Here is a 26,121-nt window from a genome sequence, read left to right on the forward strand (position 1 = left end):
AGATATGTCACTCCAAACAATTAAAAATATTGAATTCCGAATTATTATGCTTGAACATCAATTTCACTCATTATGAGTGTATAGATATTCTTTTATATCAACAATCAACTTTAGTCATTATTATAATTTTAAAATATGTTTTTAAGCGAGGTAAATATCGATTTTAATCTAAATTAAAAAATAAATGGAGTGATGGAAATAAATATGAAAGAAGAAATAGTGATAAAATCGCAATATAATCCTTTATTCATTCAACTTCTTATTGAAGTAAAAAATAGAATATCAAATCATTTAGTCGAACCTATGTTAAAAAAAATTATCATTATTTTTGATATAGAATAAGAAAACATGATTAACTGAACAAACTATAGCCTGTGTTATGTCAATTTTCTCATTTTCTAACCATATGAAAATAAGAGTGTTTTCTTAAAACGAACACTCTATGAAAATGTGATCTATACGGCAAATTTTAACATTAAGAATATTCCTAAATCACTCACTATGAGTGTTAAAGTGTGATCTAAACCAAAAAGCCATCGATAAAAGACGCTTTATCTGCCTATTATTTTTCTATTCACGGACAGTTTAGCGCCGTTTTAGTAAATCAATCGCTCTAATAAGCCTAATTTATTTAGCAATTACATAACATAAGGTAGCTGTTTCTATTTTAGTACCATAAATTATCGATTATGAGACATTAATAGATAAAAATATTTTATATCAATAATTTGCCATAAAAATATGATGACACCCTTACAAAATCCATATAAGGCCATCAAAATATGGGAACTCCCCGCATAATGTGTCTACGAAGAATTTCACGTGTACATCAACATAGTTATCTAGTTGATCAACTGATAAAAGCACATATATTGCAGGTAGTAATATCGGCTAATTTCAAGAAATGATTAATCTAAAATAGAAATATTGTTAGATTGGAGCCACAGCAAAAATCTTGCAAAAGATTTTTGCTGTGGTAATCAAGAAGTGAATGATTGATTAGTGTTTTTTCTGACGGTATAGAGCCCATTCTTCAACTTTTTCACCTGATGGTAAAATACAGTAACCTACCTGCCCTTGTGCTGTATCTACAATTTCCAGAGTCCCTCCAATTTGTTCGCAATATACTGATGCTGGATTTGCCATGCCTACAGCCTTAGGCTCTATTTCGGTTTTATTGGAAACACATCCAGAAATGAGCACAAAACTAGCTAATACAAGTACTTTCTTCATAAGAAATATTTTTTAAGTCAGTTTGGAATGTTTGTTTATTATAACGGAATGAAACTAATATAAACTGGTTTTTATTCATAAATAAAACAACATCGCATTTAATGTTCAAAACTTCATCAACAACAGTCAATAAATTACTTTAGTCTATCAGCATTATTACTTAAAATTTCAACTGTCAGCCTGCCATGTTTACCTCTAAGAGTAATTATTGGCATCTTACTTATATCTATCAATATCTGGATTATATCAAATAATACTAGCTAACATTTTATGACTATATATCTATTTGTAAGCCATAAAGCCTATTTTACTTCCGTCTTTTATTGTCAAATAGGACAATTAAAACACCACAAAATGCGACTAACAAACTACCAATAATATAATTCTGTCTATCAAATGCCAGGCCCATATCTTTCACACTTTCCCCATAAACAATAGGAATGCTTACATCCATATTGTAAGAAATAATCGCAGTAACGAGGCCAATAATTGTGAGTACCACACCGAATGTTTTCATTTCCATCCCCCTACATTTGTATTTACTAAAAATAGATTAGCGAAGTATCTTGAGAAAGGCAAAATGAGAGGTCACAAATTACAATATTTTCTTAAATAAAAAATGTTGTAATTTAAGCCATAGCGGGAAAATACTGGTTAATGATCAATTATAAAGATAATTTTTTATGCACTTAAAGTTTTAAGTCAGAAAAACTCGTAATTAGATGTAATATGAAGTATTAATTATAAGTATTCTTATTATTAATAGGATAAATAATCACACCCAGTTTTAACATGATGATTATTACTGTCTACTTTTATTCAAAGCACTATAATACATCGATTAAAATGTATAAAACATCATCAATGCAGCTTGGCTAAATTTTTCAAAAAAAGAAATCATCGCAGGCAAAATAGCAATATTTAGAATGGCAACTAAGCCTACTGTTAGTAACGAAATTTCCATAATAATTTATTGTATATTGAGGATTTATTACTATCCCTTACCCATAGGCCTATTCATTATGTGTTCTTCCCAGTCCACCACATCAATTTCTCTGACTGCAATATGGCGAACGGACACACCTTCATTATGCATCGCCGCTTTGGACCCTGTTTTTAATGGATGCCAAGCTGGGAGAGTTTTCCCTTCTAATAACAAGCGGTAAGCACAAGTACTTGGCAACCATCCAAATGTTTCTAAGTTATAGCGATTAAGCTTTATGCAATCCGCTTCATAACTGAAACGGTCTTCATAATGCTTACACTGGCAAGTTTTTAGATTTAGCTGATTACAAGCGACATTAGTGAAATAGATTTCATCAGTATCTTCATCCATTAACTTGTGCAAACAGCACTGCCCACAACCATCACAAAGAGATTCCCACTCTTCATCTGTCATTTCATCTAAAGTTTTAACTTGCCAGAACTGCGACATAATACTTATTAATCCTATACTTAAATAACCCGAGTAGTCAGCGAGTGATCATTAATTGATAATTTTAGCATATCACCAGAAGCTAATGGGCCAACACCTTCAGGTGTTCCCGTTAAAATAACGTCCCCTGCACGCAATGTGAAAAAACGGGACATATAGCTAATCAGTGGTAAAATTGGGGTGATCATATCACGCGTCGAGCCCTCTTGGCGAACTTCACCATTAATTTCTAAAGAAAGCTGAATATTTTGTAAATCATTCGGGCTACTGACAGGAATAAAACCCGAAATTGGGCATGACCCGTCAAATGATTTGCTTTTTTCCCATGGCTGACCAGCTTTCTTAAATTTAGCTTGTAAATCACGTAAGGTTAAATCCAATGCAACTGCATAACCTGCGATAGAGCGTGATACACGGTCTTCATCCGCATTTTTTAATGGCATACCAATTAAAATTGCCATCTCAATTTCATGATGAACAGAACCAAAGTCTTTTGGAATAACAATTGATTGAGTAATGTCACACAAAGCAGTTTCTGGTTTAATAAAAATAACGGGCTCTTCCGGTGTAGCAGACCCCATTTCTTTTATATGCTTTGCATAATTACTACCAACACAAACAACTTTATTTGCAGGAAAATCAAGTAACGCACCTTGCCAGTCACGATGTTGATACATAATAGTACTCCTATTATCGTTATTTTATTTTATTAGCGATACCATCTGCCATCATGCATACGCTCAATGCAAAATAATATGAGCGGTTCCAATGCATAATGGTACGGAAATTTTCAGTCACTAAAAATGCCCTGCCTTCAGGGTCATCAGGGATAACCACCCACGTTTTTACGTCTGAAGGTAACTGAGCAAATGCAGGTAATGCCACGCCTAGTTCCTGCCATTCACTGACAGATTTCCCTTGTTCCGCTTTTACGCCTTCCAACGTTTTATTAAAATCTGCAGGTAAATTAACTTGGTAACCCCATGGCAATTGTGCTTGCCAACCTTCTGTTGACAAATAATTAGCGATGGATGCAAATACATCAGATTTATTATTCCAGATGTCCATTTTTCCATCACCATCACCGTCCGCTGCGTAGGACAAATAGGAGGTTGGCATAAATTGACTTTGGCCCATAGCACCAGCCCATGAACCTTTAAGTTGTTGATCTTCTGGAATATAGCCTTTATCCATTATCTCAAGCGCAGCTAAAAGTTGTTTGCTAAAAAGCGCTTCTCTTCGCCCCTCAAAAGACAATGTCGCAAGTGCTGAAACCACATCCTCTTTACCCTGTGAACGTCCAAAACCACTTTCTAATCCCCATAACGAAACAATGAACTGAGGTGGAACGCCATATTTATCACTGATAGCATCTAGAATGGATTTGTTTTCTAAATATTTGTCATAGCCCGCATTGATACGTGATTGTGGGAGTACATTTTTTAAATAGCTTGCTAATGTAACCGTCGCCCTTTTCTCTGGTTGGCCTTTATCTGCTTTCACAACACGCTCAATAAAATGAACATTAGCAAAAGCACGTTCAATGGTGTCTGGCTTAATCCCCTGAGTAATAGCATGTTCTTTCAGTAATTCCACATAAGCAGGAAACTGTGACGGCTCACGTTGTTCAATAGGGAATGCTTTGTCTAAAGCAACGACTTCTTGGGCTATAGCCGCATTTTGTTCTACTGTAATCGGTTGAGTAACAACTGATTCGTTCTGCGTTGCAGAACAACTTGTTAAAAACAAACCAGCGACTAATGTATATAATAACGTTGGTTTCATTCGTCTCCTCCAGAGTGTTATTGCTTTTCAGGATTTTCTTAATTTGCTCTAGTTATTCAGTTCTTTGTGTTCTGAAAGCAAATTTTCCACCGGAGGTGGGAATTGTAGGTAATAACCAACCTCTATGAGATCAGATTTAACCTTTGCCAAGTCAGCATTGGCAAGCTTTTCACGCTTATCTAATGAGACGAGCATAGCAAATTGAGGTGTTCCAAATTGGGCTAATAATTCATCAGGAACACGTGAGAAATCATCTTTCTTCTCAATATAAAGATAAGTTTGGTCACGCTTAGGGCTTCTATAAATTGCACAAATCATTATATTTAACTCTTTTTCTTAGTTCATTAGCTTGCTTGAAGTATGCAGTAACTATAACATGCTATTGTTTTACAGAATATCTTCACCCGAGGATTGTTTCGGAAATTTTAATTTGCTGAGTCTGGATAGATGCCACAATCGCCAATAGAACTTAAAGGCAGCAGTTTTACTCTTTCAGTTATTCACTTATACAGTGAAGAGCCTAAACTCATCAAAAAATCGCTGCAAGATAAAGTAAATCAGGCTCCTGATTTTTTTAAAAATGCTCCTGTCGTGATTAACATCGCTGAATTATCCCCAAATGCAGATTTACAGAGTATTCATAAATCTGTTATTTCTGCGGGATTACGTATTGTTGGTATCAGTGGGTGCACTGACCCACAAATGCGACAAAAAGCAAACGATGCGGGTTTACCAATATTAAGCGAAGGTAAAAGCCAAAAACCTGTTGAAATTCAGCCTGACCCCCCGGCTGCAGTAGTTCAAGCTGAACCTTTATATCGTAAAACTCGTATTATCAATACCCCTGTTCGTTCTGGACAACGTATTTATGCACCAAATAGTGATCTGATCGTCACAAGCAATGTTAGTGCAGGTGCAGAACTATTAGCAGATGGTAATATCCATATTTATGGCGTGATGCGAGGCCGTGCATTAGCTGGAGCCTCCGGCGATATTGAAAGTCAGATTTATTGTACTCATTTGCAAGCTGAGCTGGTTTCAATTGCAGGTGAATATTGGCTGAGCGATCAAATCCCTGCTGAATTTCTCGCCAAAGCAGCTAAACTTTGTTTAGTTGATAACAAACTTAACATCGAATATTTAAATTAGACCTTATTTACAAGGAATTATTCATGGCACGCATAATTGTAGTGACTTCAGGTAAAGGTGGCGTTGGTAAAACCACTTCAAGCGCGGCCATAGCTACTGGCCTGGCACAAAAAGGGAACAAAACTGTAGTGATCGATTTTGATATCGGCCTACGTAACCTTGACCTTATCATGGGGTGTGAACGTCGAGTAGTCTATGACTTCGTAAACGTTATCCAAGGTGATGCAACCCTTAATCAGGCTTTAATCAAAGATAAGCGCACCGAGAATTTATTTATTTTACCTGCTTCGCAAACACGCGATAAAGACGCATTAACTCGTGAAGGCGTTGGCAAAATTCTTGACGAATTAAGTGACGATCTTGGTTTTGATTTTATTGTTTGTGATTCCCCCGCAGGTATTGAAAGTGGCGCCTTAATGGCACTATATTTTGCTGACGAAGCTATTATTACTACCAACCCAGAAGTTTCTTCTGTTCGCGACTCAGACCGTATTTTGGGTATTTTAGCGTCAAAATCACGCCGCGCAGAAAAAGGCGAAGCACCAATTAAAGAACACCTATTGCTAACACGCTATAACCCAGGCCGTGTAACGCGTGGTGATATGCTAAGCATGGAAGATGTTCTGGAAATTCTGCGTATTCCTTTGATCGGTGTTATTCCTGAAGACCAATCTGTACTGCGCTCTTCCAACCAAGGCGAACCCGTTATTCTGGATACAGAGTCTGATGCAGGCCAAGCCTATGATGATTGTGTTGCACGTATTTTAGGTGAAGATCGCCCTATCCGTTTCATTGAAGAAGAGAAAAAAGGTTTCTTAAAACGCCTATTTGGGGGGTAAATAATGGCTTTATTGGATTTCTTTCTGTCGAGAAAAAAAACGACAGCGAATATCGCAAAAGAGCGATTACAGATCATCGTTGCAGAACGCCGCCGTGGTGATAGCGAGCCCCCATATCTTGCAGATATGAAAAGAGATATTTTGCAGGTTATCTGTAAGTATGTCCAAGTTGACCCTGAGATGTTATCAGTGCAATTTGAGCAAAAAGGGGATGATATTTCTGTTCTTGAACTAAACGTTACGTTGCCAGAAGGTGACGACATAAAAACGACAACAGAAAAATAATTCGTGAAAGAAAGCCGCTGTCTAACTTTTGTTTCATGCAATAGCTTGCGGCTTACTTTTTATGATTTAGCCCAATTAATCAAATGGTTACGCTATAATTCTACTAAAGTAAAAACCTATTCGTTTTATAATTCAAATTTAATTTCCATTGTTATCAGTTTTTTTAAACCTTCTGGCGGTGCTCCTACTGAGCGGCTTTTCTGTACAGCTGATAACGCAGCTTGGTCGAGCGTATTATGTGTTGAGGAATTAACTATACGCACCATCGTAATTTCCCCTAATGAGGAAAGTTGAAAACTTACTTTTACAACTCCTTGGATATTGGTATTTCTCGCTTTTCTTGGGTAACGTTTATGTCGTTCAATTTCACTACGTAATTTATCAATATAGCTTTGATAAGTTGAATCTATTGCATTTCCTACCGAGGTCGTCCTTTGTGCTCCCTTCTGGCCTGCCGCATTAGATTGATTATCGTTTTTCCCCACATGCTGCTCTTGTTTTACATCATCATTTTTTTCACTTTTTTGTTGCGGCTCTTTCTGCTGAGTAACCTTTTTATTAGTTTGTTTTTCCTCTTTCTGTTTGATGACTTTTTTCTGATCATCAGAAATTTTATTTTCATCGCTATGTGAACTTTTTTTATTAGCAACTTTAATTACTGCATTTTCATTTTGTTGTGATTCAGCAAGTAAGTCCCCTGATAGCTTATTATTTAATATTGTATCGTTTACTTGCTTTTCAATTACATTTTGCATCAATGAAACAGAAACAATAGCTGCTTGTATTGGTGTATAAATTTGTGCAGAACGTGTTTTTTCTATACTTAAACAATAAAAAACGATGCCAAAATGGAATAATAAGGAAACCATAACAGCAAAATTAAAACGTAAAGTAATCATTTTAATATCCCTAACAGCCCCCCTCACCAATACATAAATGCAACAGTATCAGCGAAGGGGGGGATCCTTTTTAGAAACGACTGGTGATATTGAAACGCACAGTCCTACCCGGTGCAGGCATCATACTACGGGTTAATGGGTCTATATAATATTCATCAAATAAGTTTGTGGCTAATAATTCAAATGATAGGTCTTTATTAAACTGATAATTAACATAAGCATCAGCGGTAAAAACGGCATTCCAACTCATTGGATCATTGTTTAATGGCGCATACTGGTACGGGTATTTATCCATCATTTCCGCTTCATCTTCATTTTTTGCTTTGCTGTGATAACGCATGCGGCTACCCACTTCTAAACGTTCATCTAAAAAACGCAAACCTAGGTTGGCATGAATGCTGTACTTAGGTTGCAATTGAGTACGCAAATAGCCGCCAGGGAACCCTGCTGTTGTACACTCTGAGCCACCAAATTGGTTATAGGGATCCATTACCATCAATGAAACTTCATCACAAACCTCATTTTTTAAGCGGTAATCTACCCCTAAGTCACCGAATACCCAGCCATTATCATAACGCGCCAACAGTTCCAAACCGGCCGTGTTATGTTTATCAACCTGCGTAAAGACTAACCTGTCGTTCCTATCAAAGGCATTTGTGACTACGGTATTGTAGTAATTTATGCGTAAATCAGCATGGTTTTCTGCCGCGACGAGATCTTGGAAATTACGCACATATCCTAGTTCTATCGTATGGCTGCGTTCTGGCAAATAAACCGGTGGCGTGTAATTCGGCTCTCTTCCCCCCGAAAAACCAATAGTGTCTTCAAAGATACTTGGCATCCTAACGGTTTCTAAATAACGCCCAAATATTCGATCGTTCTCTGTTAAGTAAATTGTTGCCCCTAATGCCGGAGCCCAAGCTGATTCTTCATTTCTTTTCGGCGCTTTAAATTTTTGTTTATTGGAATACTTCACTTCATCTTGACTGTTATTAATATCGCGGTCAACGAGATATTTTTTGGCTTTTAAACCGGTGACGGGGTCTATTTTTTCTTCTTTTAAATCAACCTCCCCATTATAAAATGGGTTATTTTTAGCTACAAATCGGTTATTTTCATCCACTTTCCATTTCACTACATGGTTAACTTCTGTGATTCTAAATTCTAATTTTTTCCCTATTAATCCAACATCACATAACGAATCCTTTTTCATGTTTAATGCTTGCTCGATAAAAATTCTTCTCTCATAACTTTTTCCTTTTATATCATTATATGTATTCCCTTTATCATCAATATACTGTTTTATTGTTTGGTATTCTTCCGCACTTAATAAACGGGATAATAGGAAATTTCTCGCCGTTATATGGCTATAAGGTGCATAATTTATATCTTTAGCCGCAATGCGTCTCTCTTTTAATAAATCCCTTGACCAGTAGCTAATATATTGAGCCCCCGCATTCAGACTTAACCATTCGGTAGGCTGCCAATCAAAGCGAATAGTCCCATTATATTCCCGACGTTTACCTTCCCTAGGGATAGCCCGGAACATGTTACCCTTTGGGGTCGAATCCGAATTAAAGATATCTTCACGACTACCAATGGTTTCATCAATTAAGCTTCCCATTAAAGTCACTTTAAATTCAGGTGTAATTTGAAATTTATTGGATAATGAAACACCATAGCGATCGTTAAGTTGGTTTAATTTAATCCCATCAACTAAGGTGCCATTGATAGCAGGATTTTTAGCTACATTTTTATCTCGACCAAATTCATAATTCCAATCCCTTTCCATTGGTTCCCTAGGTTGGCCACCTGCGGTATTTGAGTTTAAATCCGTTTTTGTTAACCAATAGCCTAATCGAAAATCAATCCAACCAATGGACTCAGGTTTGAACGAATAATTGGCGTAAAAAGTATTTAGCGCCAAGTTAGCTAAAGGCCATTGTGGAATTTTTCCCTCTAAATCATGATACCGAATTTGCGATGGCATGATTTCGCCATAATGACTTGATGTATGCATATAACCAAGGGATAAGTCCTGTGAATTAGGTAGCATCATGTTTAATTTAGCTAACCATGTCGACATTTCATTTGATGTATTCGCCACCTCTTTATTTGGCCCATAAATCCTAGCTACGAAGGGCATATATGGATCTATCGCTTTATTTGGGTTATTAGGGTCATAAGTAATGATGTCGTCATAAAATTTACCCGCCCCTCGGCGCCCAGCAAAATAATTACCTTGGTTGCGATAGCTGTATGCCAGCATCAAATCAAACTTTTCTTGCCGTGTCCCAACGGCAATACGCGCTGCGTTATCTTGCAGATTAAAGAAATTAGCGTTACCTTTACTGCGAGGATCAACAAGCATTTCGTGATCTTTAAAATAAATCCCACGAAACTTCTGCATGTCTAACGTATTCAATAGCCGCTTATCATCACGGTAATCTATACCGTGGCTTAATTGATTAACCCTCGGTTTTGTCGAGTTACTCGATGTTTCTAATTTAATATCAAAACCAAACTTGTCGTATTTATCCACAACGTCATCAATGCCTAGCGTTGTTATGGCAACTCCTCCCCCCGTCGATGTACGCACATTGCGGTCTAGTGTTGCACTTTTCATTACCTTAATGCTACTAATCATATTCGGGTCGATGTAATTACGATTATTCGCCCCATTATAACCACGCCAAACAGTGATAGCTTGCTCTGTACCATCTACAGTCACCGGGACACGCCCTTGCCCCTGTATACCCCGAACATTGGGGTCTATTGCCCCGCTATTACGGGCATCTCCACTGTATACCCCTACCGCATGGTTAATAGTGTCTGCGGGGTTAGTACCTTTATAGCGATCAATTTCTTCTTTACTAATGTAAATACTTGATTCGTCTTTATCATATTGGTCATCCGCCCCTTTTCTATCACGCTCTTTGATTGTGGCCGCTTTATCATTTACCACAATAGAACCGATGTTTTCACTTTGTTGTGCATAGACTAAGTTTGTAATATTGCCAATAGATAACCCTGTTGCGATATTAATGGCTATCACTGTTTTGATTTTCATTATCTGTTCCGGTGAAAATTAAAATTTCTTGGTGAAATTGACACCGACTTCACTTTGCTTAAAAGAATAAATAATATCTGCAATACTTTTATTCACTTGGCTATTAAAATAAATAGAAGGCGTAAAAGTTAATATTTTATTTTTATCAAATGTTAATTGGGTGTTTAAATACCCATTATGATCTTTTCTTTTTACATTCAAAAATGCATCAAACCGTTCAAAATTTGTTTGCTTATAACCTATCGCAACAAGTAGATCACACAGTTCGGTTACTTTTAAAAAACCCACCCTAACCCCATACTGTACATAGCTCTCACTATCGTATTGCTTTTTCCTGTTAGCTCCATAAAAACTGCCAAAAACCATTAATCGAGGGTTTATTAAATAGGTACCAGTAACTGAATAAACCCATTTATCGCCGTTATTAAAACTATACTTATAAGGGTAAATTTTATTTTTATATTCAATATCACTTAGAAATGTTACTCGACGGCTCAATGTGTATTCTGCCGCTATTTTCCCCCCAAAGCTTAAATTATAGTATTGGTTATCATGCCATTTAGCCTCAAGGGTAGGCTGTATATAGAACTTTGTATTCGCGTTATCAAATTGATACCCCCCAGTAACATATATATTCGTTTTTCTAGCCGTGACTGTTTTCATTGGCTCCACCCCAACCACACCTAATGAGAGTACCGTTGAGTGGTTTCCTACTAGAGGAAAACGCTTTGATAGTTTAGTATAATAATGCCACTTTCCACCAGCGATAGACTGGTTACTACTATTCATACATTTACTACGAAAACAGTACATCTCACGGCTATTTGATGCTTCATTTAAATTAAAATCATAACTTGAGCCTAACTTAATCGTACCTTGCCAACGATTTTTATTTTCTAAATCTATTATTTGACTTTTAATAAATTTAGTTAACCCATTTGATATTCTTTCTTTATATTTAACTTTGACATTTTGATATATTGATAATGCTGATTCATAGTGCTTAACATAAGTCAGTGCTTGTGCAAGTTTTAACTCAACCAATAACATATTAGGCTTGTGAATTAAAATCTCATTATATAGGCTAATTGCTAAATCATACTGTTTATTTAAAACCGCCCTTTCTGAATGAATATATTTAACCAATTCTTTATCGTGGTCTTTATGGTCAACGTAATTACCAATAATTTCATTTATTTTGTCAAAATCTTGTTTCTGAATGAGATCATAAAGAATAAAACCAAGTTCGTCGATATTTTTTTCACTATATTTAACATTATTTATTTCTGATTGATGTTTTTTGTTACTATAATCTTTTAAATTACCGATAACTCCTCCTTTTAGCTCTTGAGCTGACAATACCGAAGGGAGAGAAAAAAGTAATAATAAACTCAAATATATTAAATGTGTTTTTTTATTAAAAAATAACATGATTAGGCTACCATTTTAATGACAAAAATAAAAAAGTAGACAAAATCACTTTTGCCTACTTTTTTTAGCTAATTATATGTTCAGTAATTATTCGTCTTTCTGGCCACCAAATGCCGTGTCTAACTCACGGTTATCCGCATAAGAGAGAATACCCGCCACTTGTTCAGCATTATCACCAAAGAGTTGCCCCATACTATCACCTTGGTGTATTCCATTAGCAATGGCAGTACCGCTAAATTTACCGTCTTCTTTAATATCCCCTGCCATGGAGTGGCTATTTACTCCTTCTAATGCACCTGTATATGATTTATCCGCGAAGTCAGCATTAAACCAACCCGTCTGTTTTTCTTCACCTGCAAACTGGTTAATACCCGCTATAGTATAAGTCGCTTGGCCACTGGTTGGCACTTCTGTCGTTGCATTCTCACCAGAGAAATAAACCGTGTGCATTGCGTCATCGGCTTCCCCAGTTTGTGACCAATCACCGAAATATACCTCGGCATCTGCAACCTGGCTAAATTGGAACTTACCCATTCCACCGTGCGGGCTACCGCCACTTTCCAAAACATACACGTTGTCAGGCTTTTGCGTGACTAAGTTTTTTAAACCAGAGAACGAAATTGTTTTTCCATTTCTCATAAAGCGAGAACCGATACCCGGTGCACCAATACTACCACCGTGTGGCCCCATGGTTGATTGGGTTTTACCAACAATAATGTTTGTTAGGTCAAGATCATATTTTAAGCTTTGTGCTGATTCCGTTTCTGCCATAACACCAACAGAAAATATAGACAAAGATACTGCGACTGTAATTAGTGATAATTTTTTCATTTATTCATCCTCTTCAATAGAAGTTTGAATTAGATTGGTTTATTAACGAAACACATTAAATAAAAGATTATTCTTTCCTTTAATGTTCGAGATTCAGTATATGAAAATGATTTTTATTTACAAATGTAAGGGATATAATTCAATTTTTTATTATTAAACCATAAAAATAAAATAACCTTTTATTTTTTAACTGGTTAATTAAAGACCCTATAATGGATAGTTTTATTTATTACGTTTTACATTAAAGATTAATTGAATTTTAAGAGTAATTACAAATTTTGAGTGAAAATAAGATAAACACACCCACAAGTAAATGTGACGTATATTTTTATAAGTTTATTGAATGAATAATAAATAAAAATGAAGATAAGATTGAAGATTATAAATAAGCTAAGCTATTTAAATAAGGTACAAGAAGCTCTCTTCTTGTACCTTAATATATTACTCGTTTGCTAATAACTTTGTAATGGGCTCGGCGAGTAATCGCCCTCTCCACCCCGATAACAGTTCAGGAGGTGTAACCGAAGATTTTAAACCCCAATGAATCGACAATAATTGGTTAATTTGCCGCCTAGAAGCCAATAGTTCTGCATTAAATTTTTCATTTTCAGCAATATCTTTGACCACCGCTTTAATTTCTTTAAATAAGCTTTTGTATTGGCTCTGTTCCGTAATATTCGCTACAGGTGTTGGGTATTCACTTTCTTCAAGTTGCTTTGCTTGCTCGACAATGGCTAACAAGCGCTTGCCATGGCAACGAATTTCCTGCCCAGTTAAGCCAAGTGCATCAAGTTCACCCAGAGAGCTCGGTAAATAACGAGCCACTTTCCATAGATGCTCTTCTTTTACTACAAAGTTAACTGCCATATCGCGGGCTTTAGCTTGGTTTAAACGCCATTCGGCTAATAATTGCAAACAAGCGAGCTGTTCATCACGTAGCTGCCATGCATTATGGATATTCATGTAGGCTTTTTCTGGCTTTAAGGCTTTTTGCCGACGAGCCACAACACGTTGACACTCATCTTTGGCATCTTCCAAGTAGCCCGCTTCAGTCACTTTTTCCATTAGAATTTCAGCTAATGGCAGCAAATACAGCACATCTGCGGCTGCATAATCGCATTGTTTTTCGCTCAGAGGACGCGCAAGCCAGTCTGTCCGTGATTCACTTTTGTCTAGTTCAATACCTAAATGTTCAGCAACCAATGATGCAAAACCACAAGAAATTGGATAACCTAAAAATGCCGCCACAACTTGTGTGTCGATCATCGGCTCAGGGACACAATCAAAATCATGCATAAACACTTCTAAGTCTTCACTACCTGCATGTAAAAATTTAAGTTGCTCAGGATTCGTTAAAAGTGCTTTGAACGGGCTAAAATCCGTCATTAATAATGGGTCAATTAACGAAACTTGCTTTCCATCATATAGCTGTAGCAAACCTAGTTGTGGGTAATATGTTCGGGTACGAACAAACTCGGTATCCAAAGCGAGCCATGGTGCATTACTCGCCTCTTGGCATACTTGGGCTAATTCGCTATCTGTAGTTACTAAACGATAATTCAAAACAAGTTTCTCTTTGTTATTTTCATCACAATGACGCCGGCTAAAACCGGCGTCATCTATTTATAATTTACGACTAAACCACAATCATACTTGTGATTTTTCTCTTTGCAATTTTTCTTCATCACGTAGGTCTTTACGTAAAATTTTACCCACGTTAGATTTTGGTAATTCATCACGAAATTCAAATATCTTAGGGACTTTATACGCGGTTAATGAACGGCGGCAAAAGGTTTTTAGCTCATCACCCGTTAAATTCGCATTTTTCGTTACAACGAAAACTTTAACCGCTTCGCCTGTACTTTCACTAGGTACACCAATTGCAGCGCATTCTATCACGTCCGGATGTGCAGAAATGACATCTTCAATTTCATTTGGATAGACGTTAAAACCTGAAACGATGATCATATCTTTTTTACGATCAACAATACGAATATACCCTTCGCTATCAATTTCAGCGATATCCCCTGTCGCTAACCAACCATCCACTATCGTATCCGCAGTGGAATCAGGGCGGTTCCAATACCCTTTCATGACTTGCGGGCCTTTTACCCACATTTCACCAGGTTCACCAATAGCGACTTCGTTGCCGTTATCATCAAGAAATTTAACATCTGTTGATGGAACAGGTAAACCAATACTTCCGCTATAACTGGTTAAATTATAAGGATTACCTGTAACTAGTGGCGCACATTCCGTTAACCCATACCCTTCGAGTAAATGTTTCCCAGTGAGCTTTTGCCATTTTTCTGCAACTGCTTTTTGAACAGGCATCCCCCCACCAACCGAAAGACGTAAACGCGAAAAATCCAGTTTTTTAAACTCTTCGTTGTGCAACCATGCATTAAATAAGGTATTAACCCCGGTAATTGACGTAACCGGATAACGTCCTAATTGTTTTACGGTGTCCGGTACATCTCTAGGGTTAGTAATCAATAAGTTAACGCCCCCTACAGTGATAAACAGTAAGCAGTTTACTGTCAATGCAAAAACATGGTACAGCGGTAAAGCGGTGACAACAAATTCAGCACCAAATTTCAGTACAGGCCCGTAAGCTGCCCTTGCCTGCTCAATATTTGCTAACATATTGCGATGAGTTAACATCGCCCCTTTAGCAACACCGGTGGTTCCACCTGTATATTGCAAAAAGGCCAAGTCATCACCAGCAATGTTAGGTTTAATATATTGCATACGATAGCCATAATGCATGGCACGGCGAAAGGAGATGGCGTCTGGTAAGTTATATTTAGGGACTAAACGTTTTACATATTTGACAACAAAATCAACAATCGTGGCTTTAGGACGTGAAAGCTGGTCACCCATACGAGTTAAAATGACGTGTTTCACTTTGGTATTGAAAACAATTTTTTCCAGTGTATGTGCAAAATTCGACACAATTACAATTGCGGTTGCACCGCTATCATTCAATTGGTGCTCTAGTTCTCTCGGGGTATAAAGTGGGTTGACGTTGACTACCACCATACCTGCTCGCAATATCCCAAACAGGGCAATCGGATACTGTAATAGGTTTGGCATCATTAATGCGACACGATCCCCTTTTTTAAGACCAAGTCCATTTTGTAAGTAGGCGGCAAAAGCGCGACTTCTCTCTTCAAGTTTCCGATAAGTCATCACTGCTCCCATATTAATGAATGCAGGTTGGTCGGCAAATTGAGAGACCGCATCTTCAAGTAACTCTGCTAGAGAAGCGAAGCTATCAGGATTGATTTCTTCCGGCACATCAGCAGGGTAATTTTTTAGCCAGATTTTTTCCAAAATGTTACTCCTGAATTTAGTGAAGTTATTATACTCAACATCTCTTTTAACAAATTATTAACTCAGCGTACCAGTTTGAAAAACAGACAATGTCAAGGTTGAGAGGTCTATCACTAAATAAATTTTGTTCCTTCAAGAAAAAACTAGGCGGACTAAGCCGCCTAGTTTGTCTTAAATTCGTTAAACAGATGTAAATCTGTACAAGATTGCCTGATTATACATGATTTTACGCTATTTTTGGAAAGGTTATCTCGCACTTAAGAAGGGATTTAATCTATTACATTAACCGAAGTCACTTTTGCTGGGATTAAATTTTAGCTAATACTTTTATTAAACACTCTTATTTATCAGCTCTTATTTAGATAATCTTTTTACGGAAAACAAAAAGACCCCGCAATAATCGGGGCCTTTAAATAAAGAAAAATAATCGTTATTCTGTTAGATAAGTTTGTACGGGTACTGGGCCTCCTGGATAACCGTACCCATAACCATAACCCCATGGGTGGTTATAAAAATACGGGTCGCCATAATAACCATAACCCCAAGGGCCAGACGGCGGGATCATAACACTTTGTGCGACATTCCAGCGTTGGAAACCTATTACATCTAACGTGACATACTTATAAGGAACTTGCCCTACTTTCCCTTGCTGTTCCCCCGTGATTTTCCCCACCACAGTGATATAACGGTTAGTAAAATCACTTGGCTCACGAAAACCATTTAAGTACGCATAAATGCGGCCAATTGAAGGGGAATTAAGCTCTGGTGCTGCATCATATTTATTCAATGCCATCACCGCAATTTCTAAACGTGTTCTTGCTGCTTCGTTTTCAACTGCAAGGACTTTCCCACCAAAACGCGCCTCTTGGCCAATATACATTTCAGGAGCATTTTGTACCGATGTTAAGTTATCTGTTGGGTTTTGAACCGAGCCTTGAATTGAAGCAGGTATTGAAACACACCCTGTCAGCGCTAATACGCTTGCAATAAAAAGACCTTTAAGTGCATTACGGCAGTTTAATTCAATATTCATAGACCACCTCCGATTAGCGATATTATAAATTCAGGTAATACAATTTTAAATAGCATTTAGTAAACAAAACACGATATGTTAAAAGTAGCCATAAGAATTATCTTACCACCTAATAATATCCTAAATTATTGAATGATTCGATTTGTATTTTTATTATTCAATATTTGATTTGTTTTGTGTGTAATATAAAAAATTGGCCATATCACCTGATATAGCCAATTCAACATCAATTAATTTTCTGTGTATTATTCACGACCAGGCAATTTTTTCCATGTAACTTCATTACGCAGGTAAGTAGGTTCAACATTTTCAACGGCAACCACTTTTCCCTGTTGCCATAATTGAGCAGCAATGGGTAACATATCTTGCGCATCAGGCAGCGTAATATGACTGTTAGCTAATGTAATTGATGCATTCAACAATGAGGGATATGCCTCCCACCCAGTACCTGCATAACCCCACAGCCCTGAAAGCCCTGTCACTTTGCTCTTAAAATCGTCGGGAAGTAGAACTGCTTCAGTTTCTTCACCTAACCATTGGCCTGCGGATGTTCGCTGATATTGGGCACAATAAATTTCTGACATCCGTGCATCAATAGCCACTAATACCTGATGATGCCCCATTATACGAAAGGCGCCTTCAGCAAGTGTCATTAAAGAGGAAACGCCAATCATGGGCAAATTAGCCCCTAGTGCTAACCCTTGTGCAATACCAACACCAATACGAACCCCCGTAAAACTACCAGGACCACGTCCGAAAGCCAATGCATCTAGCTGGTTCAACCCCATCCCAGCTTCTGCAAGAACTTCCTCAACCATCGGTAAAATTTTTTGTGTGTGCTCTCGAGGAGAAATCGCGAAACGCGAAATAATGTCACCTTCACACCAAAGTGCGACTGAACAGGCTTCTGTTGCTGTATCAACAGCAAGAATACGACTCGACATGCCTAAACTCCGGCAAATTAATAGTTTCTGATTAAAAGATGCCGATTATATTAACATAAACGGCCGTAGGAATAGCAGAAAAACAAGGTGGGATTTACCTCACTCTATTAACTTCTTGCCTTTTCTCTTCAAGAAATGCAATTGCTTTTTGTATACTTCTTGTTCGTGGTGATGGCGGAAGGCTACGTAAAAAAACCTCACCATAAGGGCGAGTCACTAAACGGTTATCACAAATAACGATGACACCATAATCACTAGTGTCTCGAATTAGCCGCCCTACACCTTGCTTTAAAGTAATAACTGCATCTGGTAATTGGACATCCGAGAATGGTTCTCCACCCCGTAATTCACAATCTTCGATGCGCGCTCTTAATAGCGGGTCATCAGGGGCAGTAAATGGGAGTTTATCGATAATGACACAAGTCAATTCATCACCTCGCACATCAACCCCCTCCCAAAAGCTACTAGTGGCAACTAAAACAGCATTCCCCGCAGCAATAAACTGAGATAACAGTTTGTTTTTACTGCTTTCCCCTTGCATTAGAACTGGTAATGTCAATGAAGATTTAAATTCCTCGGCCAATTCACGCATCATCAGGTGTGATGTACATAAAAAGAAGCAACGTCCCTGATTTTTTTCAATCATAGGTCGTAGCATGGTTGCCAATTTTTGTGCGAGGCCTCGTTGATTGAGTTCGGGTAAAAAACGCGGAACACATAATAAAGTTTGGCTTTGATAATCAAATGGGCTGGCTAATAATAGCGTTTTTGCCGTGGCTAGACCTAAACGGTCAGTGAAGTGACTTAGTTTTTCATTTACCGACAAAGTTGCTGATGTAAATACCCAACTGGCTGGCGTACTTGCGATCATTTCGCTGAATTTATCTGCAACCGTTAATGGCGTTAGTGCCAGTAAAAAATGGCGACCATAACTTTCAAACCAATAGCTGTAGCCTGCAATTGTCACATCTTTTAAACGGTTCAAACGATTTCGGTAAATAGTAACACGCTCAAAAATAGAGTCTAAGCTCTGTGAACGGCCCAAAGTGGTTTTGATCACTTCGTAACAAAGTTCAAGAGAATCATCAAGTAATGTCAATGCCCTTTGTACTTCAGGGCGCTTTAGTAAATCACGTAAATTGCCACGAAAACTGTTTTCCCCCAAATTGAGCCGGAAATCTAGCGTACTTTGAGTGAGCCTATCTGCACTTTTTTGCAGTTGCACTTGGTCTTTTAACTCAGTTCGATAGGCCATAATCATATCGCGTGCCAGATCAAGCAATTGGCGACTACTTAGTTGCTGACCAAAATATTGGCTGGCTATATCAGGAATTTGGTGCGCTTCATCAAAAATCATGACCTCTGCTTGGGGAATTAACTCTCCAAAACCTGTGTCTTTCACGACTCTATCAGCCATAAATAAATGGTGATTCACAACGACAATATCCGCTTCTAAAGCTTTACGTCGTGCTTTTAAGACAAAACATTCTTGATAACGTGGGCAATCACTTCCAAGACAATTATCATTGGTGCTAGTCACTAACGGCCAAACTGGGCTGTCCTCCGCAATATCATGACAAGTGCTCGTATCACCTAACTCAGATTCAATGGACCAACTACGTAACCTCACAACAGCAGACAATATTTCCGGTTCAAGACTACCACCACCGAGGGATTGTTGGTCTAATCGCTCTAAACATAAATAATTCGAACGCCCTTTTAATAACGCGGTCCGTCCAGTGTAATTCATCGCATCAATAATTGTCGGTAAGTCTCGGTGATACAGTTGATCTTGTAAGGCTTTTGATCCCGTAGAAACAATGACTTTTTTTCCACTACGCAATGCAGGAACTAAATAAGCATATGTTTTTCCTGTTCCAGTACCCGCTTCCGCCACCAGCACATGCTGCTGCTCAATCGACTCGGTTACTGCATTCGACATCGTAACTTGTGCTTCTCGAGGCTGAAAACCAGGAATTGTTCTGGCTAAAAAGCCATCCGCAGAAAAATCGTCGTGCACTACATGACCTATTTATTAGGAATAATGAGGGCACACTTTACCATGAGTTTCTTAACCCTGCTTAGGTAATTATTACTTCGTTGAACAACTGATTTTCATCCAGCCTGCAAACTGTTATTCTTGAGCCACATGTATAATAAGGAATAATTATGACTATCAAACGTATTGACCCTGATAATCGTTGGTCTGAAGCTGTCATTCACAATAATGTAATTTACTACACCAGTGTTCCTGAAAATCTTGACGCTGATATTGTGGCCCAAACAGCAAATACACTCGCGGCGATTGATGTGATGCTTGAACGTGTTGGTTCAGACAAAAGTAAAATTCTTGATGCCACCATTTTTCTCGCTGATAAAGCCGATTTTGCTGGGATGAACCAAGCATGGGATGCATGGGTTGTTGCTGGAAGCGCACCTGTTCGTTGTACTGTCCAAGCATTACTGATGAAGCCTGAATATAAAGTCGAAATTAAGGTTGTTGCAGCAATTGATTGATTAAAATGGGCGCCAATGATTAGCGCCCATCCATGCTCTAAATAGTTTGTGATGTTGCTAGGCGGCAAGTGAGTTAACCCCTTGGACCATACACAAGTATGTGACTAGGGTTAACGAATGTAGCCAACAACGCGACACTGCAAAATATGACGAGCATTACGACATCTTGATGAGAACCATTCCTAGTAGCAATAACACAATCCCTCCCCAGCCTTTATAATTTAGCCGTTGATTGAAAAGCATCCAACCTGCTGCTACTGTCGCGATAATCCCGAATGCTCCCCATAATGCATAGGCAATTGAAAGTTCGATTCCTTTTACTGCTTGCGCTAATGCACTGAAAGCTCCGAGTACCGCAATTAGAGAAAGAATACCTATCCAGTATCGTTTAAACCCATTCGACATTTTTAACAAAATGTTGGCTGCGATTTCTAATATGACTGCTAGGATCAAAAACGCAGCATGCCACCATTCAAAATGACTGGCCATATTACGCCTCCGACTTAGCTTCGCGTCCAACTAAAGCATTTGTTTTGGCTGCATTGACCGCGTTTTGTGTAACTTGTTTTACTTTTTGTGCAGATTGACGAACGGTGGTTTTCTTGGTGCCTGATTTAATCAGTCCAATACCGGTGATAAGTAATACTAACCCCCCAATTTTCATCGGTGATAGCGTTTCTCCAAACCACATGACACTAAATGTTGTGATAAAAAGGATACCGATACCCTCCCATAGTGCATAGGCGACACCTAATGCCACTTTTTTAACTGCAACAGCAAGTAAAATGTATGATGTTGCTATCATCACATACATCACGACCATACCAGTAAAATCACCACTGACGCTGGCATGTTTCATTGATAGTGTACCGATAACTTCAGTTACGATAGCTAATACTAAAAATATCCAGTAAATCATTATAATATCTCTCTATATATAGCCACGTAATAGTCTATTTTTTGTACAGATAAAAAATACAGATTACTATTGCGTAGTTGTTGAAAATTCAAATAAATAACAACGTGTTGCTGAGTTTATTCAGCGAAATGAATAATCGAGAGAGACGCTATAATGCACCACACCAGTAGTGTTCACTGGAAAGGATAGCTGAAAGGAAAAGCCTGTGTGTCGTTCTTTTTTGGGACTTGCTGATCTTGCCGCTAGTTGAGCTAAGCATGATATCTTATTCTTTTCATCAGGTAGACATCTACCCAATTTACTCCGAACCCTCATATTGATAGTTAATTTCAGTTTATTTTTAACATGCCAAATTTATTAAGTCAATGAATATAAACATTTTTTGTATTGAATAAAAATATGCATAACTATTCATTAATATGCTAATCAACCCTTGAGCTATCAACTATTGCGCGAATAAACAAGCGATGATGATAAATTTTTCACTGGAATTATTTTATAAAAAAATCTCTTTTTTCCACTTTTCATGCTCTCGTCACGCCTTAACTAAGCTATTCGATTTTTAGCATTGACAACCTGATTGAACAAGCTTCTTATAGTAGCTATATGATTGTAATATGCCGAAGAGAGAGCCATGAACGCCTTTAGCCTTACCTCCAATAGTTTCCAAAATTCCGCTGATGCAACGCCATTACCTTATGATGTTATTTCAATTCAGTCACAAGTTATTTATGGCAGTGTTGGAAATAGCATTGCCGTTCCAGCCTTGACAAAACAAGGTTTACGTGTTGCGGCAGTACCTACTGTAGTACTTAGTAATACGCCTCACTATACAACTTGTTATGGTGGTGAGTTGCCTGGTGAGTGGTTTCGTGGTTATTTAAACGGTTTTGTTGAGCGGGGTAGCTTAAATTCTGTGAGAGCTATTTTGACTGGTTATCTAGGTTCCCCAGAAAAAGCCCAAGACTTAGCAAACTGGTTAACTCTAGTTCGTAAAGAAAGAACGGCACTACCGGTTATTGTTGACCCAGTCATGGGAGATGAAGACAGCGGTTTTTATATTCCACCCGAAATTGCCGAGGTATACCGCGATAAAGTCATTCCTTTAGCTACAGGTATTATTCCAAACAAATTCGAGCTCATGACGTTAAGTGGCAAACAAGTCCATAACTTGGATGATGCTACGGCTGCAGCCCGTAGCTTATTAAAGGGAAATACACAGTGGGTAATCATCACAAGTGCTTTCCAGCCTGATGACGACAACATTGAAGTCGTTTGTGTTACCCAAGATAACGTGGCCGTAATCCGCCACAAACGTTACCCTGTCACACCAAAAGGAACGGGGGATTTATTTGGTGCTGAACTCACCGCTCAGTTATTAGCGGGACTATCCGTTCCTGATGCCGCTAAAATGGCATGTTTACGCATCGAGCAAGCGATTATCCATATGGCAGCGACAGGACGTAGCGAATTAATCCTTTAATATCCTATGTAGCCATACCTAACAATATGATAAACAAAGATAAATGGCGGGATTACCCCGCCATTTTAGTCAATATACTACCTAATATTTCAAATATTGATAATACTATTCAAACTCATTCCATGAACGGCCATCGCGTGCGATCATCGCAACAGATGCAATCGGCCCCCAAGTCCCTGCTTGATATGGCTTAGGCGCTTCATTGTCCATTGCCCATGCATCTATAATAGAATCAACAAATTTCCATGCTTCTTCTACTTCATCGCGGCGAACAAACAGTGCTTGAATGCCACGCATGGCTTCAAGTAATAAACGCTCATAAGCATCTGCAAGGTGAGTCTGGTTGAAAGTTTCAGAGAAACTTAAATCCAATTTAGTGGTTTGTAAACGGTGTTTATGATCAAGGCCTGGTGCCTTATTCATAATTTCAATATCAATCCCTTCGTCTGGCTGCAAACGAATAGTTAATTTATTCTGAGGCAGGTCTTGATAACTTTCAGAGAAAATATTCAATGCTGGTTTTTTAAAATAAACAACAACTTCAGAACATTTTGCAGGTAGGCGCTTACCCGTACGTAAATAGAAAGGTACACCTGCCCAACGCCAATCATCGATATCAACACGCAAAGCAACGAATGACTCGGTCATACTTTGCTTGTTCGCACCCTCTTCTTCTAAATATCCAGGGACTTTTTTACCTTGAACAAAACCAGAGGTATATTGCCCTCGTACTGCCTTTTCACGCACATTTGTATGGTCGATACGACGTAAAGAACGTAAGACTTTCACTTTTTCATCGCGAATACGGTCAGTGGTTAAATCTGCCGGTGGTGACATGGCAATCATCGTTAAGATTTGCAATAAGTGGTTTTGTACCATATCACGCATTTGGCCTGCTTGGTCGAAATACCCCCAACGACCTTCGATTCCTACTTCTTCTGCAACCGTGATTTGGACATGATCAATAGTGCGGTTGTCCCAGTTATTGATAAATAACGAGTTTGCAAAACGCAATGCGAGTAAGTTTAAAACGGTTTCTTTACCAAGATAGTGGTCAATACGATAGACTTGGCTTTCATCAAAATACTTAGCCACCTCATTATTAATTTCTTGTGACGACGCTAAATCCGTTCCCAGTGGTTTTTCCATGACAACGCGATTTGGCTTTTTATTTAATTTAGCATGACCCAACCCTTGACACATAGCACCAAAAGTACTCGGTGGCATAGCAAAGTAATGGATAGCGGGTTGTGCATCTTGTTTTAACATTTCAGCTAAACGCACAAAACTTTCAGTCTGGTTAACGTCTAAGTTACAAAAATCCAAGCGAGCGCTTAGTTTTTCCCACAATGCTGAATCGAGATCTTCTTTTAAGAACTTATCTAACGCTTCTTTGACAAAGTGGACATAATCATCTTGACTCCATTCAGCACGACCAACACCAATAATGCGCGTGTCTGGATGAATGTAACCTGCTTTTTCTAACTGATAAAGCGATGGCAGCAGCTTACGACGAGCGAGGTCTCCCTTGGTGCCAAAAATAATTAAGTCACAAGCTTGAGCAGCATTATGTACCGCCATATTGGTTCTCCTCAATTTGCGGAATGTAAGACCTAACTAGGATAGGCCTTATTGTAATTTTGTTAAAATTAGCCCTAATTCCGCTAATGTACCCTGTTGCTAGTGCCCAGTAAATGTTCATGATACCGATCACAGTTTTTATGATGAAAAAAACAACATATTGTCTGTTTAATCTTATGTTACACACTGAATAATTTTTAGTGTATTAAAAAGATGCGATTTAACTGAATGGAGACAGCTTCCGTAAAAAAATAACAAAATAGGTAGGATGTTTACTATTCTGAAAATTAGATACGGGTCAAAGTTTCATAAAAAGCTGCTACTTATCACCTGTATTCAGATAGCTTACATATCATACATAGTATATTTTCACTCTCTATTACGACATCACAGCAAGAAATTTAAAATCAATAATAGGATAACGTGATGACTCAAAAATTTCTCCTTTCGATGAAATAGGCGCTTTTGCTATATGAATATTTTAGAACAAATGAAGACAAGTCTCGATTTTTTAAGTAAATCAGAAAAAAAGGTGGCTGAGGTTATTCTAGGTATGCCACAAAATGCCATTCATCTCAGTATCGCCACACTTGCGCAATTAGCTGATGTTAGCGAGCCAACAGTAAACCGATTTTGTCGAAAAATGGATACGAAAGGATTCCCTGATTTTAAATTACGACTAGCACAAAATTTAGCTAACGGCACTCCCTATATTAACCGCCATATAGAAGAAACCGATACAGTAAATACCTATACTCATAAGATTTTTGAATCTGCTATGGCTGGATTAGATAATGTAAAACACACATTAGATATCAGTGCAATAAATCGTGCTGTTGATTTATTAACTCAAGCTCGGAAAATCAGTTTTTTTGGCTTTGGTGCCTCTGCTGCTGTCGCACACGACGCAATGAATAAGTTTTTCCGCTTTAATATTCCTGTCATATACTTCGATGATATTGTCATGCAACGTATGAGCTGTATCAATAGTAATGAAGGAGATGTTATTGTGCTCATTTCCCATACAGGAAGAACCAAAGCATTAGTTGATATGGCACGTTTAGCACGGGAAAATGACGCGACTATAATTGCAATTACCTCAGAAAACTCACCTCTCTCTCAAGCCGCTTCCTTATCTATCATTATTGATGTTCCTGAAGATACTGATATCTATATGCCAATGGTATCAAGAATGGCGCAGCTCGCTGTCATTGATGTACTAACAACGGGTTTTACGTTAAGAAGAGGTGAAAAATTTAGAGATAACTTGAAGCGCGTCAAAGAAGCATTACGTGATTCGCGGTTTGATAGCATCTAAAGGCAATAAATTGGCTGTATAAATGCTTTTCTT

At 38.0% G+C, this 26,121-nt stretch carries 26 protein-coding genes; 7 read left to right on the forward strand and 19 right to left on the reverse strand.

The genetic code is table 11. From position 1 onward, the window contains the following. The first annotated feature begins 204 nt into the window (after positions 1-204). Positions 205-342 carry a hypothetical protein gene (locus tag FVA72_RS11530; RefSeq protein WP_153673455.1) on the forward strand — a complete coding sequence of 46 codons (138 nt, stop codon included), beginning with the start codon at positions 205-207 and terminating at the stop codon, positions 340-342. Positions 343-999: 657 nt separating this feature from the next. On the opposite strand, the gene FVA72_RS22245 is transcribed toward FVA72_RS11530, so the two are convergent. From FVA72_RS22245 to FVA72_RS11560, 7 genes are all read right to left on the reverse strand, one after another. Next, positions 1,000-1,233 (reverse strand): putative hemolysin, encoded by a 234-nt coding sequence (locus FVA72_RS22245; protein ID WP_004254920.1) that lies wholly within the window; start codon positions 1,231-1,233, stop codon positions 1,000-1,002. 307 nt (positions 1,234-1,540) lie between these two features. Continuing rightward, positions 1,541-1,750, reverse strand: coding sequence for a hypothetical protein (locus FVA72_RS11540; protein WP_094963080.1), 210 nt, complete (start codon positions 1,748-1,750; stop codon positions 1,541-1,543). Between the two features lie 324 nt (positions 1,751-2,074). Further along, a complete protein-coding gene (locus FVA72_RS21780; RefSeq protein WP_256372542.1) occupies positions 2,075-2,197 on the reverse strand; it encodes a hypothetical protein in 123 nt (40 codons plus the stop codon). Positions 2,198-2,227: 30 nt separating this feature from the next. Continuing rightward, positions 2,228-2,668, reverse strand: a complete 441-nt coding sequence (locus tag FVA72_RS11545) for a YcgN family cysteine cluster protein (RefSeq protein ID WP_004254930.1) — start codon at positions 2,666-2,668, stop codon at positions 2,228-2,230. Positions 2,669-2,688: 20 nt separating this feature from the next. After that, the gene (locus FVA72_RS11550; RefSeq protein ID WP_110591685.1) at positions 2,689-3,345 is read right to left on the reverse strand and encodes a fumarylacetoacetate hydrolase family protein; all 657 of its coding nucleotides are present in this window, start codon (positions 3,343-3,345) and stop codon (positions 2,689-2,691) included. A gap of 19 nt (positions 3,346-3,364) precedes the next feature. Continuing rightward, positions 3,365-4,453, reverse strand: coding sequence for a lytic murein transglycosylase (locus FVA72_RS11555; RefSeq protein WP_094963082.1), 1,089 nt, complete (start codon positions 4,451-4,453; stop codon positions 3,365-3,367). A gap of 48 nt (positions 4,454-4,501) precedes the next feature. After that, positions 4,502-4,771 (reverse strand): YcgL domain-containing protein, encoded by a 270-nt coding sequence (locus tag FVA72_RS11560; RefSeq protein ID WP_004254941.1) that lies wholly within the window; start codon positions 4,769-4,771, stop codon positions 4,502-4,504. Between the two features lie 129 nt (positions 4,772-4,900). On the opposite strand from FVA72_RS11560, the gene minC reads away from it, so the two are divergent. From minC to minE, 3 genes are read left to right on the forward strand one after another with little or no spacing between them, the layout of a single operon-like run. Beyond that, positions 4,901-5,602, forward strand: coding sequence for a septum site-determining protein MinC (gene minC, locus FVA72_RS11565; protein ID WP_004254943.1), 702 nt, complete (start codon positions 4,901-4,903; stop codon positions 5,600-5,602). A gap of 23 nt (positions 5,603-5,625) precedes the next feature. Continuing rightward, positions 5,626-6,441: a septum site-determining protein MinD gene (minD, locus tag FVA72_RS11570; protein ID WP_004254944.1), complete on the forward strand. Its 816-nt coding sequence runs from the start codon at positions 5,626-5,628 to the stop codon at positions 6,439-6,441. Between the two features lie 3 nt (positions 6,442-6,444). Next, complete coding sequence (gene minE, locus FVA72_RS11575) at positions 6,445-6,726, forward strand: cell division topological specificity factor MinE (RefSeq protein ID WP_004254951.1); 282 nt, start codon at positions 6,445-6,447, stop codon at positions 6,724-6,726. A 125-nt stretch (positions 6,727-6,851) separates the two neighbouring features. Here the strand turns inward: minE and FVA72_RS11580 are convergent, their stop codons facing one another. The 9 genes from FVA72_RS11580 to FVA72_RS11620 form a co-directional block, all read right to left on the reverse strand. After that, a complete protein-coding gene (locus tag FVA72_RS11580) occupies positions 6,852-7,625 on the reverse strand; it encodes a TonB family protein (RefSeq protein WP_110591684.1) in 774 nt (257 codons plus the stop codon). A 70-nt stretch (positions 7,626-7,695) separates the two neighbouring features. Then, the gene (locus FVA72_RS11585; protein ID WP_110591683.1) at positions 7,696-10,695 is read right to left on the reverse strand and encodes a TonB-dependent receptor domain-containing protein; all 3,000 of its coding nucleotides are present in this window, start codon (positions 10,693-10,695) and stop codon (positions 7,696-7,698) included. Between the two features lie 18 nt (positions 10,696-10,713). Further along, positions 10,714-12,126: a surface lipoprotein assembly modifier gene (locus FVA72_RS11590; RefSeq protein ID WP_110591682.1), complete on the reverse strand. Its 1,413-nt coding sequence runs from the start codon at positions 12,124-12,126 to the stop codon at positions 10,714-10,716. A gap of 87 nt (positions 12,127-12,213) precedes the next feature. Continuing rightward, entirely contained in the window at positions 12,214-12,957 is a 744-nt protein-coding gene (locus tag FVA72_RS11595) for a Slam-dependent surface lipoprotein (RefSeq protein WP_110591681.1), read from the reverse strand. Between the two features lie 441 nt (positions 12,958-13,398). Further along, the gene (gene rnd / locus FVA72_RS11600; RefSeq protein WP_110591680.1) at positions 13,399-14,520 is read right to left on the reverse strand and encodes a ribonuclease D; all 1,122 of its coding nucleotides are present in this window, start codon (positions 14,518-14,520) and stop codon (positions 13,399-13,401) included. An 84-nt stretch (positions 14,521-14,604) separates the two neighbouring features. Further along, positions 14,605-16,293, reverse strand: a complete 1,689-nt coding sequence (fadD, locus tag FVA72_RS11605) for a long-chain-fatty-acid--CoA ligase FadD (protein ID WP_096863690.1) — start codon at positions 16,291-16,293, stop codon at positions 14,605-14,607. Positions 16,294-16,723: 430 nt separating this feature from the next. After that, positions 16,724-17,326, reverse strand: a complete 603-nt coding sequence (locus tag FVA72_RS11610; RefSeq protein ID WP_110591679.1) for a Slp family lipoprotein — start codon at positions 17,324-17,326, stop codon at positions 16,724-16,726. Between the two features lie 245 nt (positions 17,327-17,571). Continuing rightward, complete coding sequence (tsaB, locus tag FVA72_RS11615; RefSeq protein ID WP_096864866.1) at positions 17,572-18,270, reverse strand: tRNA (adenosine(37)-N6)-threonylcarbamoyltransferase complex dimerization subunit type 1 TsaB; 699 nt, start codon at positions 18,268-18,270, stop codon at positions 17,572-17,574. Between the two features lie 94 nt (positions 18,271-18,364). Further along, positions 18,365-20,290: an ATP-dependent DNA helicase gene (locus tag FVA72_RS11620; RefSeq protein ID WP_094962976.1), complete on the reverse strand. Its 1,926-nt coding sequence runs from the start codon at positions 20,288-20,290 to the stop codon at positions 18,365-18,367. A 149-nt stretch (positions 20,291-20,439) separates the two neighbouring features. Here FVA72_RS11620 and FVA72_RS11625 point away from each other — a divergent pair, with 149 nt between their 5' ends. Continuing rightward, positions 20,440-20,787 carry a RidA family protein gene (locus FVA72_RS11625; RefSeq protein WP_110591678.1) on the forward strand — a complete coding sequence of 116 codons (348 nt, stop codon included), beginning with the start codon at positions 20,440-20,442 and terminating at the stop codon, positions 20,785-20,787. Between the two features lie 156 nt (positions 20,788-20,943). Here the strand turns inward: FVA72_RS11625 and mdtI are convergent, their stop codons facing one another. Together mdtI and mdtJ are read right to left on the reverse strand one after the other, a co-directional pair. Continuing rightward, positions 20,944-21,276, reverse strand: coding sequence for a multidrug/spermidine efflux SMR transporter subunit MdtI (gene mdtI, locus FVA72_RS11630; RefSeq protein ID WP_110591677.1), 333 nt, complete (start codon positions 21,274-21,276; stop codon positions 20,944-20,946). A gap of 1 nt (position 21,277) precedes the next feature. Further along, entirely contained in the window at positions 21,278-21,706 is a 429-nt protein-coding gene (mdtJ, locus tag FVA72_RS11635) for a multidrug/spermidine efflux SMR transporter subunit MdtJ (protein ID WP_004254982.1), read from the reverse strand. A 634-nt stretch (positions 21,707-22,340) separates the two neighbouring features. Between mdtJ and pdxK the strand changes: the two genes are divergently transcribed. Further along, positions 22,341-23,189 (forward strand): pyridoxine/pyridoxal/pyridoxamine kinase, encoded by an 849-nt coding sequence (gene pdxK / locus FVA72_RS11640; RefSeq protein WP_110591676.1) that lies wholly within the window; start codon positions 22,341-22,343, stop codon positions 23,187-23,189. Positions 23,190-23,294: 105 nt separating this feature from the next. Here the strand turns inward: pdxK and zwf are convergent, their stop codons facing one another. Then, entirely contained in the window at positions 23,295-24,770 is a 1,476-nt protein-coding gene (gene zwf / locus FVA72_RS11645; RefSeq protein WP_004254987.1) for a glucose-6-phosphate dehydrogenase, read from the reverse strand. 472 nt (positions 24,771-25,242) lie between these two features. On the opposite strand from zwf, the gene FVA72_RS11650 reads away from it, so the two are divergent. Beyond that, complete coding sequence (locus FVA72_RS11650) at positions 25,243-26,088, forward strand: MurR/RpiR family transcriptional regulator (protein ID WP_004254990.1); 846 nt, start codon at positions 25,243-25,245, stop codon at positions 26,086-26,088. The last annotated feature ends 33 nt before the right edge of the window (positions 26,089-26,121 follow it).

Origin of the sequence: Providencia sp. PROV061, from assembly GCF_011045655.1 — a bacterium.
Taxonomy (GTDB): Bacteria; Pseudomonadota; Gammaproteobacteria; order Enterobacterales; family Enterobacteriaceae; genus Providencia; species Providencia hangzhouensis.